At 44.6% G+C, this 16,040-nt stretch carries 11 protein-coding genes, 8 tRNA genes and 1 other RNA gene; 5 read left to right on the top strand and 15 right to left on the bottom strand.

Features of this window, described 5'->3' with window-relative positions:
* Positions 1-369: 369 nt before the first annotated feature.
* The gene (locus tag BM613_RS04965; RefSeq protein ID WP_109430053.1) at positions 370-3,360 is read right to left on the bottom strand and encodes an AAA family ATPase; all 2,991 of its coding nucleotides are present in this window, start codon (positions 3,358-3,360) and stop codon (positions 370-372) included.
* 476 nt (positions 3,361-3,836) lie between these two features.
* On the opposite strand from BM613_RS04965, the gene BM613_RS04960 reads away from it, so the two are divergent.
* The 4 genes from BM613_RS04960 (at position 3,837) to BM613_RS04945 (ending at position 6,223) form a co-directional block, all read left to right on the top strand.
* Complete coding sequence (locus BM613_RS04960) at positions 3,837-4,151, top strand: hypothetical protein (protein WP_109430052.1); 315 nt, start codon at positions 3,837-3,839, stop codon at positions 4,149-4,151.
* Between the two features lie 38 nt (positions 4,152-4,189).
* A complete protein-coding gene (locus tag BM613_RS04955; RefSeq protein WP_109430051.1) occupies positions 4,190-4,372 on the top strand; it encodes a hypothetical protein in 183 nt (60 codons plus the stop codon).
* A 7-nt stretch (positions 4,373-4,379) separates the two neighbouring features.
* Entirely contained in the window at positions 4,380-5,018 is a 639-nt protein-coding gene (locus tag BM613_RS04950; RefSeq protein ID WP_109430050.1) for a hypothetical protein, read from the top strand.
* 68 nt (positions 5,019-5,086) lie between these two features.
* The gene (locus BM613_RS04945) at positions 5,087-6,223 is read left to right on the top strand and encodes a tyrosine-type recombinase/integrase (RefSeq protein WP_109430049.1); all 1,137 of its coding nucleotides are present in this window, start codon (positions 5,087-5,089) and stop codon (positions 6,221-6,223) included.
* 137 nt (positions 6,224-6,360) lie between these two features.
* Here the strand turns inward: BM613_RS04945 and BM613_RS04940 are convergent.
* From BM613_RS04940 to BM613_RS04915, 6 genes are all read right to left on the bottom strand, one after another.
* Positions 6,361-6,437 (bottom strand) — tRNA-Pro (locus BM613_RS04940).
* A gap of 23 nt (positions 6,438-6,460) precedes the next feature.
* A tRNA-Leu gene (locus tag BM613_RS04935) sits at positions 6,461-6,543 on the bottom strand.
* A gap of 9 nt (positions 6,544-6,552) precedes the next feature.
* A tRNA-Lys gene (locus BM613_RS04930) sits at positions 6,553-6,628 on the bottom strand.
* A 14-nt stretch (positions 6,629-6,642) separates the two neighbouring features.
* Positions 6,643-6,717 (bottom strand) — tRNA-Gln (locus BM613_RS04925).
* A 2-nt stretch (positions 6,718-6,719) separates the two neighbouring features.
* Positions 6,720-6,795, bottom strand: a tRNA-His gene (locus BM613_RS04920).
* 14 nt (positions 6,796-6,809) lie between these two features.
* A tRNA-Trp gene (locus BM613_RS04915) sits at positions 6,810-6,885 on the bottom strand.
* A 207-nt stretch (positions 6,886-7,092) separates the two neighbouring features.
* Here BM613_RS04915 and BM613_RS04910 point away from each other — a divergent pair.
* The gene (locus BM613_RS04910; protein ID WP_245926249.1) at positions 7,093-8,064 is read left to right on the top strand and encodes an MraY family glycosyltransferase; all 972 of its coding nucleotides are present in this window, start codon (positions 7,093-7,095) and stop codon (positions 8,062-8,064) included.
* A 78-nt stretch (positions 8,065-8,142) separates the two neighbouring features.
* Here BM613_RS04910 and BM613_RS04905 read toward each other — a convergent pair.
* From BM613_RS04905 to ssrS, 8 genes are all read right to left on the bottom strand, one after another.
* Positions 8,143-8,226: transfer RNA gene (locus BM613_RS04905), tRNA-Tyr, on the bottom strand.
* Positions 8,227-8,229: 3 nt separating this feature from the next.
* A tRNA-Thr gene (locus BM613_RS04900) sits at positions 8,230-8,305 on the bottom strand.
* Positions 8,306-8,481: 176 nt separating this feature from the next.
* Positions 8,482-8,721, bottom strand: a complete 240-nt coding sequence (hfq, locus tag BM613_RS04895) for an RNA chaperone Hfq (RefSeq protein ID WP_245926248.1) — start codon at positions 8,719-8,721, stop codon at positions 8,482-8,484.
* 88 nt (positions 8,722-8,809) lie between these two features.
* Positions 8,810-9,754: a tRNA (adenosine(37)-N6)-dimethylallyltransferase MiaA gene (miaA, locus tag BM613_RS04890; protein ID WP_219930633.1), complete on the bottom strand. Its 945-nt coding sequence runs from the start codon at positions 9,752-9,754 to the stop codon at positions 8,810-8,812.
* A 33-nt stretch (positions 9,755-9,787) separates the two neighbouring features.
* Positions 9,788-11,650: a DNA mismatch repair endonuclease MutL gene (gene mutL / locus BM613_RS04885; RefSeq protein WP_109430046.1), complete on the bottom strand. Its 1,863-nt coding sequence runs from the start codon at positions 11,648-11,650 to the stop codon at positions 9,788-9,790.
* Positions 11,628-14,180, bottom strand: a complete 2,553-nt coding sequence (gene mutS, locus BM613_RS04880; protein ID WP_146192765.1) for a DNA mismatch repair protein MutS — start codon at positions 14,178-14,180, stop codon at positions 11,628-11,630. Before mutS ends, mutL begins: the two co-directional genes overlap by 23 nt.
* A 53-nt stretch (positions 14,181-14,233) precedes the next feature.
* On the bottom strand, positions 14,234-15,691 hold the full coding sequence (gene miaB / locus BM613_RS04875) for a tRNA (N6-isopentenyl adenosine(37)-C2)-methylthiotransferase MiaB (protein ID WP_245926247.1): 1,458 nt from the start codon (positions 15,689-15,691) through the stop codon (positions 14,234-14,236).
* A gap of 155 nt (positions 15,692-15,846) precedes the next feature.
* A non-coding RNA gene (ssrS, locus tag BM613_RS04870) (6S RNA) lies at positions 15,847-16,031 on the bottom strand.
* Between the last annotated feature and the right edge of the window lie 9 nt (positions 16,032-16,040).

The raw sequence follows: 16,040 nt of genomic DNA, 5'->3' as shown, positions 1-16,040 counted from the left end.
GAGCAGCAGGAGAAATGGAGGCAGAAGGTCGAGGCGGAGGCATCATGAAGAGCTTCCACCTTGCGCTTGGGATGGCCAGGGTTAGGCGAAAAGCGCAGCGTCCCTTGCAGGATGCGGTACGCTGGCTGATCCAGACGGAACCTTAATGAACACGTTGCGCTTGGGTCCCGTCTGGCCGGACAAACCAAACCGCATCCATGCAAGGGCGGAGCCACACGAATCGCAAGATGAACGGAAGAGCTTCAAGTCGTCGGAAGGCGATGAAAAGGCAAGGCACCCCGTCGACAAAGGGAAAACGAAATTACACCACATTTAGGACTTGATCCAAAAACCCCTTGCCCTGACTATCCTCAGCAATCTGCAAAACGCTCATACAACAGTTGCGAATTTTTCTCTCGCAATATAACGAATGGTACGAATCAAGACGGCATGGTCAGAATGGAAATCTTTTTCGTTTAACGTGCGATCATCCAAATAATCATAGCTTGAGCTTTTTCCTGTATATTCCTCAAACTCACCTTCTAGCAAATTTGTAATCACCTTTACCGATGAACGAGCACGACTTATAGCTGTATAATACATTTCTTGACTAGCAAAATATTTGTTTCGCTCTTTTTTCTGTGTACGAGCCAACAACACCATTCCATTCTCATACTCCTTGCCTTGACTTGATTGTATCGTGATTGCATATGCATGTTGGATTGTATCCGTGTATCGAAGTAGCTCAGAATGCCGAAAAAGGCGAATTCCTTTTCCATTTGACAACTCTACAGCAATCATTGCCTCATCATAATACTCATTGACAAACGGCGCATATTGAACGCGCCCCCCCATAAATACTTTCATTGTACCTTCTTCACCATTCAAAGAATTGAACCTTTCGTCATCATTGTGTTTGCGATTTCGCTTAATTACAACTTGATCACCCTCTGCAAAAATATAACCGCCAACACGAATTCTATTGATTCCACGCTTGCCTGTGCGATCTAACTCTTCCAAAACCCATTGATTTACCAGACGGCGGATTTTGTGTACATTGACAAGTACTTTTGTGCCAGATAACACAGCTTGTACAATCTCATCCTTGCGATCCTCAAAATCTTTGACAAAGTCTTCTCCGTGATTTTTAAACCCCTTGCGAACACGAAAATTCTTAGTCAGAAAAAACAATTCCACACCCGGTAAGTTTTCCAAAGCACCAAATTTATGACCAAATGCGCCAATCTGATTTGTATCCCCAAAGTTTAAAATCCGGACATCTTCGGGCAAACTCATATAAAGAAGTGCCTTTTTATCAGGAGTCAAACGTTCGTATTCGTCGATAATCACCAATTCAATCTCTGAAGCAACGTTATGAAAATTATGAGCATAGACTGTTTTTCTAGCACGGCGGCGCATCCCCAAAAAAGCATCTACCGTTTGAACGGATTGACTATACCGCGCATCCAACTCACTACGTAGTTTTTGGGCAACAGACGCTGTATATGAAAGAACTGCAACCTTTTTAGGGTCAAAAGGCGTATAGTTAAGAAAGTTAACTAGCGTGAAAGTCTTTCCAGAACCAGCATCTGCCTTCACCACAATTTCTGAATGGAAAAGCGCATCGTTCATGATTTTCAATTGCTCATTAGTTATCTTGGGTACATGATCATATCGTCCTGAAAGATATTCAACTCCCGCAACCTCTTTGCCCTCTTTAAACCCCTCTTCAGAGAAATATGCATACCACGTCCAATCTAAGCCAGCGCGATAGGCGGCATAACGTTTAATGAACTCTACATATTGCGTTTCTCGCAAAGCAAAAAAAAGTTGTTCTTTTGTAAGATGCGTATACGCAGTTTCACACATGTCTTTAAAGAAAGCATCCTCATATTCCTCCAAAACCTGTTTCCAAATTTCTTTGGCTTTCTCATTTTGGGAAAGCCAAAGAGTATAACTCTCTGTAATCGAATCCACTTCTTCTCTAAATTGCATCTTTATTTCTATTTCACTAGCACCGCGGTCAATCATGCGGGAGAGAACGGGCGTCTCACTCTCTACATCTATCCCACGAACATTGCCAATCCTATCTATGATATTTCGACGTTTGGTGAACCCCGCAAAAACAAATCCACTCTGTTTTTTAATTCTGTGGAAGGCGTGCACTTTGATCTCGTTATCCGAAACGAAATACACAGACTTCCCCCTAACAACCCCTTTTTCGGTATGACGATGACCAAAAATGCCGATCGAAGCGAGACGCTGAATATCCTCTATGTCGGTTTTCGCCTGATATTGCCCCAACTTCACCATATAATCAGAGAGTGCGTTTGCATCAGAACGGTTCACGCTTTTCACATCATACACTTGCATCGTTTCACCAGAAAACCTAGATTTCTCAATAAAATAAGAGAACACAGGGTAATTAACGAGCGCATGCACGTGCAAATGACCGCCTTTTCCCACTTCCCACGTGCCAATATAAGCGAATTTCGTGATCTTCTCGTTGACATGATTTTTTGTCTCGTTCTCAATTTCTAAAGCACGCACCCCTTCTTTGTTCTCGTTGTGAGCTAAAATCAGATCATTCATCACATAACGAGAAATCGCTGAACTAGAAGAAGGAAATTTATACTCGTCATAATCACTCAGACGTGAAAAATAATCAGCAACCTTAAAACGAACGTTTTCCAGCGCTTCCCCCAACTTTTTATAGCCTTTTAAGTACGCATACCGCTCTCGTAATTGGTTTACAATCACATCAGGAGCCGTCTCGTTTTGATAACTCTCATCTAAAAAAGCATCTACCTCTGCATAGGCAGCTTGTACATCCAAAATCAGACGACGCTTATGAATTGCAAACGCAATCGCTGAACGTGCTACACGTCGAAAGTTCGTGATATACTCATATCTGATGACTTGATCGATCCACCGTAACCACTTTAGATAATATTGCTCATCCGTCTTTTTCGCATTCTTATCACGAAACCTTTTTCTTCCAAGGTAATATGAAAATTTCAGATTCTTCATCTGTTCCACAACAGCTTGAAAATGTTCCTTTAGCTCATCATACGCTCGTTCTGCTTCTTCTGGAGATTTTAAGTCTGACGAATGGGTAAGTGTCACAAACTCATACAAATGATACATATTCGCATACATCGTAATGTTTTTTGCAATTTCTGCACGTTCTTCGCCACCATGAACCGGACAAAAGATACTATGGCAATGGCTATCTACAATCGCACCATATTTTTTCTGTACATTCAAAAACGCCAGCGCACGAGGACGACAAGCATATTCATACGCATACTCATCAATTTTACCCATGCGATTCATTTCTTTGATTCTATCATCCTCATGAACGCCTTGCACCTCGTACATATTTGTACACCTCCTTCACTCTATAGGTGTTTTGAGTGTAATAAAAATCAATGCAAGAATACTTTTACTTTTATGGTTTTTGCTTTCTCAATAGTTACACGGTCAACACAACCTGATTTTTGCGTTTTGCATTAAAATGTTTACGGGTTGTTTAATTTTAATCTAGGCCGACGTGTTCCACTCTGGCTTTTAACAAGTTAGCGCCCCCGACGTGGACAGAATCCCCTGCGGTGAGATGTGGGCGCACTTCGAGGCCCCGGCATTCGGCCACCCCGAGTGCACCCACATCTCATTCTGCCACGTCGACCCCACGGAGCATCTTCCAGCTATTCCTAAAAAATTGCACACAAGAAGTATTTGTGTTTAGACAAGCATGTAAAACAACTGATTATTTACTTTTTTTTCGTATACTGCTAGATTATAAAAGGGCACGTAGGATTGGTTTATAATACATTTTGATTGGAGTTGATAAGAAAATGAGTTGGTGGAGTGCTACAGTAAAGGCATTTAATCAAACCAATCGTGATTCTGTAAGTGTTGCTAGCGGTATTGCTGCTGCCGTTACTGGTGGTGGAAAAATAGCAAGTTCAATTAATACAGCTAATAAAGCAGGAGTTTTTGATGCGGCAGTTATTGATGGGGGTACTGCTGCAGTTGGAGAAGTAGGAGCAGGTGTTGTCGCCTATGCTGCTCCTGCAGCGGCGGCAGCAGCAGTTGGAGCAGCAACTTTAGCATATGCGGGTGATTTTATCGACCATTTCGGACAAAATATGGGATGGTGGGGTAATTAGTTTTACACTAACTTACGTGCCCTAGAGGGGGGAGCAAATTGCTTCGGTTAATCGTTGTATCATCAGTATCCACGATTGTTGGATACATTGCAATTAAAATAGGTACTTGGTTATTAGTCAAATTTTTTGGAACTGACAAAACCGACGCATCAAAATCATTGTGGTACGGAATTTCAATCGGTTGGATCGTATTTGAAACACATTTGTTGGGAATTTGGTGAAACAAAGATGGAAATCTATATTCCAAATCTTAAAACTGAAATAGAATCTGTCAGGGTCATTTTTGATGAATTTTCTAATAAGTTAGTTTGTGAGGGTATTCCAACTGATCGGTTAAATATTTACCAAGTTGCACCACCAGAAATTTTTCATTACTATTCCATTGAACTGAATGGGAAATTTAGAGTTTGTGATGCTTGGACGGATGAATCATTTCTGCTTAAGAATGGTGAATATGGGACTGTGTCTGTTCAAAAAGATATCAGTAATCAAATTTTTATCAAGTCCGTTTTATGTACAAAAGTTAATGCTCAAGGAATTGCTGAGGAATTAACAAATATTTTCACTGATGAAAATCCTATGGTCATACTCTCTTTCGAACTTATTTCCCCATCCTCGAACGAGATGTCAGCTGTTGTAACTGTTGAATGGTGTAGCGCTAAGCAAACCCAATGGATTACCTCACGCCCTTATAGATTTAAAGGAAAAAAAGTATCCTTTAATGCATTAAGAATATCCAGGGAAATTCCTGAAGGTTCATGGTCCTGTCATGTCTACGTTAATGATGAATTTGCAAGTATGCATTCTTTCGTAATAGTGCGAGGACAATTAAAGCCAAACGCCGCTTTTTTCGATTCATACGGATAAGAGAAAAAACCTTTCTGATACAATCTAGCTAGGAGGAATACAAAATAGCCACCTTCACTTACCGAGGTGTGGACAACCAAGGAAAAGAAATTTGGTATATTCGCATATTTGTGGATGGCCGACAGAAAGGTTTCACTTTTCACGGCACAAGACGTAAAGCCGAATTGGAAGCCGCCAAGCTTGAGAATGCAAAATCCCACGGCGAAACAATCACAGCCAGCAAAACAAAAGTCGAGGACTATTTGAGAGATTGGCTCGCAACTTATCAGAAGCCGGAAGTCACGAAAAACACTTATTATGAGGATGAGTTGCGCTTGACCAATCATGTTATTCCATTCATTGGTCAAAAACGCATGAATACCCTAAACGCAATGGACTGTCAAAAGGTGATCAATCGTTTGGCCATCGAGCAACGTAAAACCAGAACCGCCGTTATGGTCTATAATCTCATGAAAAAAGCTTTTCGTAAGGCAGTGGATCTAGGCTATTTAATCAAAAATCCAATGGATGCTGTCACTAAGCTAAAAGATCGAGCAGAGCAACGCCCATTTCTAACCATTGAACAAGCAGTCGTATTTCTTGACCACGCTCAACACGATTCCTATTATCCCATTCTTGCATTTCTTTTACTTACAGGAACTAGACCAGAGGAAGTGTTTGGACTTAAATGGGAGGATGTTGACTTAAATCACGGAACTGTTTCCATTGTACGATCTGTCAAACACTTACCTGGTGGTGGATGGGAATTTGCCGACCTAAAAACCACAACGAGCCGCCGCAACCTTGATCTACCCAATGATCTACTCACCATCCTTCGTAATCTCAAACAAGAACAATCACGGGCACGTTCGATGCTTGGCGCCGAATGGATCAACAACGATTTAGTATTCACCAATCAAATTGGCAATCCAATCGACGTTTCAAGAGTGAGGAAACACCTGACCAATGTTCTGCAAGCTGCCGAACTGCCCAAAATTCGCTTGTACGATCTTCGCCACACTCACGGCTCAATGCTCATGGCAGAAGGCGCAACGATCAAGGAAATATCAGATCGACTAGGCCACGCGAACACCAGCATGACCGTCAATCGCTATTTGCACACCACACCATCACGTACAAAAGCAAGTGTAAATCGGTTATCACAGGCAATGGCCGATGAACGAAAAAAGATGAGCAAAACGCATAACGAACAGAGTGTTAATTAACGGTATATATGGTAGCAGAATCTACGATTTTGGATCACATACTCGTTCACTAGATCAAAACTAGATCATCGGCAAACAAAAATGGTAGGCTGTATCCAGCTTACCATTCGTTTTCCTTGATATATCAGGCTTTTTTGTGGTCGGAGTTACAGGATTTGAACCTGTGACCTCCTGCTCCCAAGGCAGGCGCGCTACCAAACTGCGCTAAACTCCGTCGAGATAGTAAAATGAGTTGCATGGTGCGGGTGAAGGGACTCGAACCCCCACGGTTACCCGCCAGATCCTAAGTCTGGTGCGTCTGCCAATTCCGCCACACCCGCAAACGTATCTGGTGAGCCATGCTGGACTCGAACCAGCGACACCCTGATTAAAAGTCAGGTGCTCTACCGACTGAGCTAATGGCTCAATTGTAAAGATAGTGGCTGGGGAGGTAGGGATCGAACCTACGAATGACGGAGTCAAAGTCCGTTGCCTTACCACTTGGCTACTCCCCAACTGGGGTGAGCGATGGGATTCGAACCCACGAGTGCCGGAGCCACAATCCGGTGCGTTGACCGCTTCGCCACGCCCACCATATCTCAACCACTGGCAGGGGCGGCAGGATTCGAACCCACGACATGCGGTTTTGGAGACCGCCGTTCTACCAGCTGAACTACGCCCCTATGTAGTAGTTCGAAACCCAGTGAAATAATGCTTTATCAATATACACTGATGACAAATACAAAGTCAAGGGTTTTTTTGTTCCTCCGCATATAAATTTCTTCTTGACCTTTTGGCAAATCTGTCAGATTGACGACGCCACCTGTAATTTACTATAATCTAATGGATTATATATGCATCTACTTTTATAAGCTTAGGGGGCAACTTCTTTGTCCGCCGATTTCATTGCATTTAGTCTGTCCTTTGGACTTGTCTACTTCCTAGTCCCCCTGATGCGCCACCTTGCCTTGCATACAGGCTTTGTCGATATGCCGACCGAACGCAAAGTGCACAAAGCCCCATTGCCGATGCTTGGCGGAGCCGCCATGATCATCGGATTTATCACAGTGACAATCGCAGTTCACCATTTTCTTTTTGCTCTGCGATTGGATAAGCCCTTTCTCGGAATGATCACAGGGGCAACGGTGATGTTTGCTATTGGCATGGTAGATGATTACGCAAAAACACGCAAACGAGATTTCCCTGCCTGGCCAAAATTTTTCATTCAAATACTTGCAGCATTTCTTCTCATCTACTGTGGAGGCGTCATTCGGGGCGTCCAAGATCCTTTTCACCCCGCATATTACTTTACATTTCCACATTGGCTCGCAGATTTTCTCACTGTTTTTTGGATTACAGGCATTGTCAATGTATTTAACTTCCTAGACGGCTTAGATGGCCTTGCAGGCGGGATTGCAATCTTCGCAAGCGCCACGCTATTAATTGCTTCGCTCGTTAAAGGAGATGTCTCATCTGCCCTTTCAGCAGCATCGCTCATTGGCGTCACACTCGCATTTTTGCGTTTTAATTTCTATCCCGCTCGCATTATCATGGGAGATGCAGGATCCACGTTCGTAGGCTATGTACTTGCTGCAATCGCGGTTACGGGCGCTTTTAAATCAGCCACCGCGATTTCTATTTTGGTCCCCATTTTTGCTTTAGGCGTACCTATTTTTGACGCAATTTATGTCGTCATTCGCCGCATGTTAGAACATCGTCCTGTGTATAAAGCCGATCGCAGTCATGGTCATTATCGACTAATGGCAGCTGGATTTTCTCAACTACAGACAGTCAGTTTGATTTATCTCGTATCCCTCGCTTTTTCTGTGATCTCAATTGCCTTATTATTGCTTACTCGATAAAACCCGTGACAAATAAAGACAACAAGGCATTAGTTAAATAAACAACTAACGCCCTGTTGTCTTATGTAGTAAATTTTCTGGTGGAGGGGGTAGGATTCGAACCTACGAAGCTTTCGCAACGGATTTACAGTCCGCCCCAGTTGGCCACTTTGGTACCCCTCCAGATGGAGCCAGCGACAGGAATCGAACCTGCGACCTACTGATTACAAGTCAGTTGCTCTACCTGCTGAGCTACGCTGGCCTATCAGCCACAACAATTGATAATATAGCACGTGTTAGAGTTCGTGTCAAGAGTTTTATCCCTGGCGATCAAATTTCATATAGATAAAACGTGCGTCGTCCATCTCACCGCCTGACAGGCGGGAGACGTCTGACGCAAGTACGTTACACCATGAAATCCTTTTGAACTTACTGCCATTATGCCTGAGTTTCTCCTTCATAGCGCACATTGCGACTAGGAGTAAACGTAGAAACCGCATGTTTGTAGATTAACTGCTGCTTACCTTCCGACTCAATCACCACGGTAAAGTTGTCAAACGCTTTGACTACTCCGCGAATCTGAAAACCATTGACCAGATAGACTACAACAGGAATGCTCTCTTTGCGAATCTGGTTTAAGAAGTTATCCTGAATATTCGCCAATTTATTTGTCGTCACAAAATTGCCCCCCAAGTACACGATGTACCCTGACTCACGCACTGCAAATAAGTTTAAGGTGTGCTTCTTTACGCATCACCGCTTTCAATCATCGATAAGCGGCCATGTGGTGTTGGATCTGATCAAGTAGATCAGAAATCGATTGTATCATATCACCTTCTGCAAAAGTATACCACTGAATGCGGGGATCTGCTCGAAACCATGACAGTTGCCGCTTAGCATATCGTCGACTGGCCTGTTTAATCTTGGCTACGGCATCTTCGAAATTCATCTGCCCATGAATATATTCGACCAATTCCTTGTAACCAATTGCTTGCATCGAAGTGTGCTGCGCTGTACAACCATAAGCTAAAAGGCCTTCCACTTCCTGCACCAAACCCTTTTCAATCATCTCGTCGACTCGTTTGTCAATGCGTGCATAGAGTTCTGTACGTTCCATGGTCAAGCCAATAAAAAGCGGTATAAATGGCGATTCTCTACGATCATAATTTTTTGCAAGGGGTTTTCCAGTCAACGTGACAATTTCTAATGCTCGAATTAAACGTTTGTGATCATTCGGATGAATCTTCGCAGCGGCATCAGGATCCAGTTGTTGCAATTGCCCATGCAATATCTCAGCACCTTGCTCTTCAGCGATTTTCCCCAACCTATCGCGCAACACTTCATCTCTAGCAGCTTTTGTAAAATCCAAATGATCGACGAGTGCACGAACGTATAAACCTGTTCCTCCAACTAACAGAGGCAGTTTTTCTCGTGTATAAATCTCCTTCAAGAGAGGGCGCGCCATCGTTGTATAATCATATGCTGTAAAGACTTCTGTCGGCTCTACCACATCGATCATATAATGAGTAATCCCGCGACGTTCACCAAATGGCAACTTGGCTGTGCCGATATCCATTTTACGATAGACCTGCATCGAATCGGCCGAGACAATTTCACCCCGGAGACGCTCTGCGATTTCTAAGCTTAACCACGTTTTCCCAACCGCAGTCGGACCAACCAAACATACAATGGGAATGCTTCGTTCTCGCACCCTTTCCCTCCCCCTTACATAAACCATGCCTATTTACAGTGTGCGCCTAAATTCACGTTCTAATTGACTGCGTGTAATGCGAATCGCGGTCGGACGTCCATGCGGACATGTAAATGGATTGTCTAATTTTTGCATTGCCTCGAGAAGTGCATCCATTTCCATCTGACTCATCGTGGAATTCGCTTTAATGGCTGCCTTACAAGCGCGCATGATCACCTTATCTTCAATCTCATTTTGAAATGCGGTAACTTTGCGTTCCTCTAACAAGTCATAAATCGCATCGTGAGCTAACTTTGCGATGTCAAGCCCTTCCCAAATAGATGGCACATGTGTTACGCGGATTACCCCTTCCCCAAACGGTTCAAAGCGCAATCCAAAATCCGCAGCTTGCACCTCATACTGCATGAGTAACTCAATTTTTGCCGCATGCAATTCGATCGTCAGTGGAACCAATAATGGAAGTGGGTAATTTTCGCGACGCCGTATTTTCCCTAAAAACGCCTCGTACAGCACGCGCTCATGGGCAGCGTGCTGGTCGATCAAATAAATGTCCTCTCCGTCTTCTGCGACAATCACGAGCTTTAAAACTTGTGCCACTGCACGCAACTGGCGATGTAAAGGGAATTTCTCCTCCTCTTTTACGCTGTCAGCAACTTGTCGATCCACATGCGGGATGATTTTTGGCTTAGCTGAGTGAACTCCAAATAAATCAAGTGCGACTTGCATCGCTTTTTTGTCACTTACTTGCTCATGGACCACTTGCTGTGACCACGACGTGGCTGGCTTTGCAGCAAGTAAACTACGCCCTGTACTAGCAGAGCTTGTCTCAGCCACAATGGAGCCTTCCTTTGTGTGAGTCATGACGCTCGCTGTGTCTTGTTGAAGGCTTTGTACGATTGGCGAGGCCACTCCCTTTTCTAAAGTCTGTTTCACAGCTTCTGTCAGCAGCGCACAAACATCTCGTTCTTCACTAAAGCGCACCTCTGTTTTACTTGGATGCACATTCACATCAATCAATGTTGGATTCATAGATAGAGAGATTGCCACAACAGGAAATCGTCCTTTGGGAACGAGTGTAGAATATCCTGCAAGCACCGCATTCCCAAGGGCAACACTGCGTATTGGACGTCCATTGACTGCAAACCACATGTCACTGCGCGATTTCCGTGCAAATTCAGGAGCGACGATCAATCCTGCCAGTGCATAGTCAGGAGAAGTCAGAGAGAGCCATAGTGCCGCCTTTGCCAAATTTCGTCCTTGAATAGCTGTAAAAGCGGAAAAGGCAGATCCATCGCCAAGCGTATGTAATGCCTCACGCTCATCGATTTGAACGCGAAATGAAAGATCTGGACGCGCCATCGCCGCTCGTGCAACAACATCGACAATATGCGCATTTTCAGTCTGTAAAGAACGCACAAACTTTAAGCGAGCAGGCGTATTATAAAATAAATCCTGCACGGTGACGCGCGTTCCTTTGGGGCACCCTACAGGAGTTTGCTCAACTAGCTGACCCGCCTCAAAACGCACCTGCACGCCTTCCTCTGCGTCTGCAATGCGCGTGCGCAACGTAACCTTGCTGATCGCTGCAATAGAAGGTAGCGCCTCCCCGCGAAAGCCTAGCGATCGCAGTTTACTTAGATCGCCTAGATTTCGCAATTTACTTGTCGCATGACGCAGAAAAGCCAGTTTTACATCCTCTGGCGCAATCCCTGACCCATCATCCTGAACTTCTAATAGCGTCAAGCCGCCATCCTTCGCGATTACCTGGATTTTTTTAGCGCCCGCATCAATTGCATTTTCAATCAACTCTTTTACAGCAGCTGCAGGACGCTCCACTACTTCCCCTGCCGCAATCTGATTCGCCACCAGATCCTCAAGTACGTGGATTCTTCCCATGCTCGTTTCCCTTCTTTAAGATTCGTTCCTGCAATTCAAATAAATAATGAAGCGCCTGACGCGGTGACCATTCTTCTAACGGCAAGTCAGCCACTTCCTCTATCCACTCTCGCCAAGACATATCGACTGTCTGATCAACAAAACTGATTGCCACTTGTTCAAGGGATGCGTTCGCCTCTTTATGTGAGAGTTCAAGCACCCCCAAAATCTGCTTTGCACGCACTGTCACTTGCGTTGGTAAACCTGCTTTTTGTGCGACTTGAATCCCATATGAGCGATCTGCTGGACGATTTACGACACGATGCAAAAAAACGATTTGATCCCCGTGTTCTTTCACTGCAACCGACAAATTAAATACGCGCGGCAAGCGTGCAGGCAACTCTGTGAGCTCATGGTAATGCGTTGAAAATAAAGAGCGTGCTCGCGTATGATCGTGCACATATTCGACAATCGCTTCTGCGATACTCATCCCGTCATAAGTCGCTGTTCCTCGCCCGATTTCATCAAAAACAAGCAAGCTGCGGTCTGTTGCACCGCGCAAAATTTCTGCCGTTTCTGTCATCTCCACCATAAATGTGCTAAGACCTGCAGATACGTCATCTGATGCGCCAATACGCGTAAATAATTTGTCCACAATGCCAATGTGAGCTGCGTTAGCCGGAACAAAACTACCGATTTGAGCCATTAAAACAATCAAAGCGACTTGACGCATATAGGTGCTTTTTCCACCCATATTCGGTCCTGTAATTAACGCAATCTGATGTTGATCACAACTTAATTGCGTATCATTTTCGATAAAGCCATCCCTCGTATGTCGTTCAACGACTGGATGACGTCCCCCAATTATCCGCAATTCACTGGAATCATCTACGATTGGACGCACATAATGGTTTTCCTTCGCCGCTGTAGCAAGACCAACAATCGCATCAAGATCTGCAACTGCATCAGCCGTTTGTTGCAATAGATGCAACATTTTCTGCGCCCTATCAATGAGTTCAGCAATACGCACAGCTTCCTGTTGTCTTAACTTTTCACCCGCCTCAGCGATCGCGAGTTCACGCTCACGCAGTTCCTTTGTCACATAGCGTTCGCCATTTGCAAGAGTTTGTTTACGCTCATAGTCTTGTGGCACTAAGTGAAGATTGGCTGACGTAATCTCAATATAGTAGCCAAAAACGCGATTATAGCCGATTTTCAACGACTTAATCCCTGTTCGGATGCGCTCACTCTGTTCTAGCGCCATGATATAAGATCTTCCTTGTGTTACGATATCACGTAAATGATCAATTTCCGGATCAGCGCCTGGTCGAATGATCTGACCTTCTTGATTCCCAGTTTTCACTTCCTCAGATAATAGTGTTTCAATTTGTTCTATCAATCCAGCGCACTCATACATGCGCTTACTGATTGTCGCAAACGAAGCGCGCAATGACTCCCTCTGCAATTGCTCACGAAGCAGTTGTACCACTCGCAAGGATTCTGCCAGTTGCCACAAATCTCTTGGCGTTGCTTGTCCAAAAGACAAACGAGATATGATTCGAATCAGATCGTGCATCTGTTTTAAAAAAGCTCGTACATCTGCATGGGCAACTGCATCGGCAAGCAGCGCCACGATACGCTCTTGTCGCTCTACAATCAACTGAATATCCTGCAACGGATGTTCCAGCATTTCACGAAGTCGCCGCCGCCCCATCGCGTTCGATGTATAATCAATCGCCTCAAGCAGTGTAGCTCCCTTACGACCTTCCGTGACGGGTCGAATCACTTCTAAGTGACGCACTGTGCTTGCCGAAAGCTCCATAAAACGATGGTCACTCATCGACTCTGGTGCTTTCATGTGGCAAAGCGTACGTTTACTCGTATATTCCAAGTACCTAAGTAATATCTGCGCTCCAGTCTCATCTGCAACAGCCGGCCCCTCTTCTTCATATCGAGGTAATTGCGAGTAAACAATGCCCGCTCGCTGTGCATATTCACGCAACGGTTGCACGAAATTCGGGTACCTATGCGGATCTCCTATGACTTCTGCAACTTGCATTCGATCAAACCAGTTGCAAAGTGATTCAAAGTCACCCGTTCTAGTCCATATATTTCCGGTTAAGGCATCAGCGATTGCTCCCGTCCAGTCCTCTTCATGCACGACCCCAAAAGTTGCAATGAGCGGTCGATAATTTTCTTGACGGAGATAATCATGAGCTGTACCAGGTGTAATTAAGCGAATAATTTCACGCCGTACTAACCCCTTCGCTTCTTTAGGATCTTCCACTTGCTCACAGATCGCAACTTTATAGCCTAGAGTTACCAAGCGACTAATGTAAGTGTCTGCAGCATGGTAGGGAACGCCACACATCGGCATACGCTGTTCACCGGTTCCCCTACCTGTAAGTGTAAGGTCGAGGAGTTCACTCACACAAATGGCATCTTCAAGAAATAATTCGTAAAAATCCCCTAAACGAAAGAAAAGCAGCGCATCTTCACACGTCTGCTTAATCGTTAGGTACTGCTCCATCATAGGCGTTCGCTTCGCCAAAAGTTTCACTCCCTCTACAAAACACCAATCAGCCAAGACTTCAGCTCATGCCATTAAGCTGTTTCTACGTCACTTGTCACGAGCGTACCGCGCAGAGTCCAAGTCTGTGCAGCGTCTATACGCGTAAATACCGTTTGATGGATCGCTTCTTTAGGCGCATCAAGTAGCACAATTTTGTTAGTCCGAGTGCGTCCGGAGAGAACATTTGGATTCGTTTTACTTACTCCCTCAATCAGTACTTCGAGTGTTTTTCCAATCAATTGCTCATTGTGTAATCGCGAAATTTTATTTTGCAACTCCATTAAACGATTTAACCGCTCTTTTTTCACTTCCAACGGCACAGGATCTTCAAGGCGAGCAGCAGGCGTTCCTGTACGCGGAGAATAGATAAATGTATACGCCGAGTCATAAGATACTTCTTCGATAAGTTGTAACGTTTGTAAAAAATCCTCTTCCGTTTCCGTAGGGAAGCCGACAATAATATCTGTTGTCAGTGCAACGTTAGGAATGGCAGCACGAATTTTTTTGACTAATTGCAGATAATATTCTCGTGTATACCCGCGATTCATTTTGCGTAATACGGCGTTACTACCAGATTGGACAGGGAGATGGATATGTTCGCACACTGTCTCAGTCTCTGCAATGGCAGCAATCACGCGATCTGTAAAATTCCACGGATTCGACGTCGTAAAGCGCACGCGTTCAATCCCTTCCACACGTCCAATCGCGCGCAGTAAATCCGCAAAATCGGCGTTGCCCAGATCGATTCCATAATCATTTACATTTTGTCCAAGAACCGTAATTTCCTTAAATCCTGATGCAACAAGCCCTTTTACTTCATCTACGATGCTTGTTAGCGTGCGACTGCGCTCTCTTCCGCGCGTGTAAGGAACGATGCAATAGGTGCAAAATTTGTTGCAACCATACTGGATATTCACCCACGCCCGCACGCCCTCTTTGCGTACTTTTGGAAGATCATCAAGCATAAATTGTGCCTTGTCCCAAACTTCCATCACAGTCTCTTGACTTGCATACGCCTGTTCAACTAATTCTGGGAGACGGTGAAGATTATGCGTCCCAAATACCAGATCAATCCATGGATACGTCTCGCGAATCTTCGCTTGGACTGCCTTTTCTTGTGGCATGCAACCGCATACCCCAATCAACAATTCTGGATTGCGATACTTAAGCGGTCGAATCCGACCCACTTCACCAAATACCTTGTTTTCCGCATTTTCACGAACAGCACATGTATTAAATAAAATTAAATCTGCCAATTCTTCATCCTCAGTCGAATCATACCCTAGAATTTCTAAAAGTCCGGCCATGACCTCAGTATCATGTTCGTTCATCTGACAGCCATACGTGCGGATCATATAGCGTTTTCCCTTGTAAGCACCCACCAAATCAGGACGAACGGCGTCTGTTAGCGCACGCAAATCTGTCTTTTCAATCACTGGGCGCTTCACTTGTACAGCCAGCATCCCTATATCGTCAATGTGATGGCTCACGTTCACACTTCCTTATCATCCGAATCCACATATTTTCTATTGTACACAAAGCGATTGAAGGCAGCAATTTATACACAATAAAGGAGAGAGCCATGCCCCCTCCTGATCTAGCGATATAGAAAATAAACACGTACGACATCTGCTCGATTTACGCATACTTACCCGCATGTGCCGTATGGAACGTGTGTTTTATGAACCCACTCTCGCAGGTGGGCGACTTGCATTCCGATGTTTGACGTCCCTTCAAAGAGGGCATGTCAGCACGAAATGGAGATCTGTCTCCCTTTAAAACACATACGGTTCAAAACAAAGGTCCCGAGTACGTGCACTGCAGGTGATGATTATCATA

The sequence above is a fragment of the Sulfoacidibacillus thermotolerans genome, assembly GCF_003144315.1.
Taxonomy (GTDB): Bacteria; Bacillota; Bacilli; order Alicyclobacillales; family SLC66; genus Sulfoacidibacillus; species Sulfoacidibacillus thermotolerans.
This window is presented reverse-complemented; position numbering and strand designations above follow the sequence as displayed.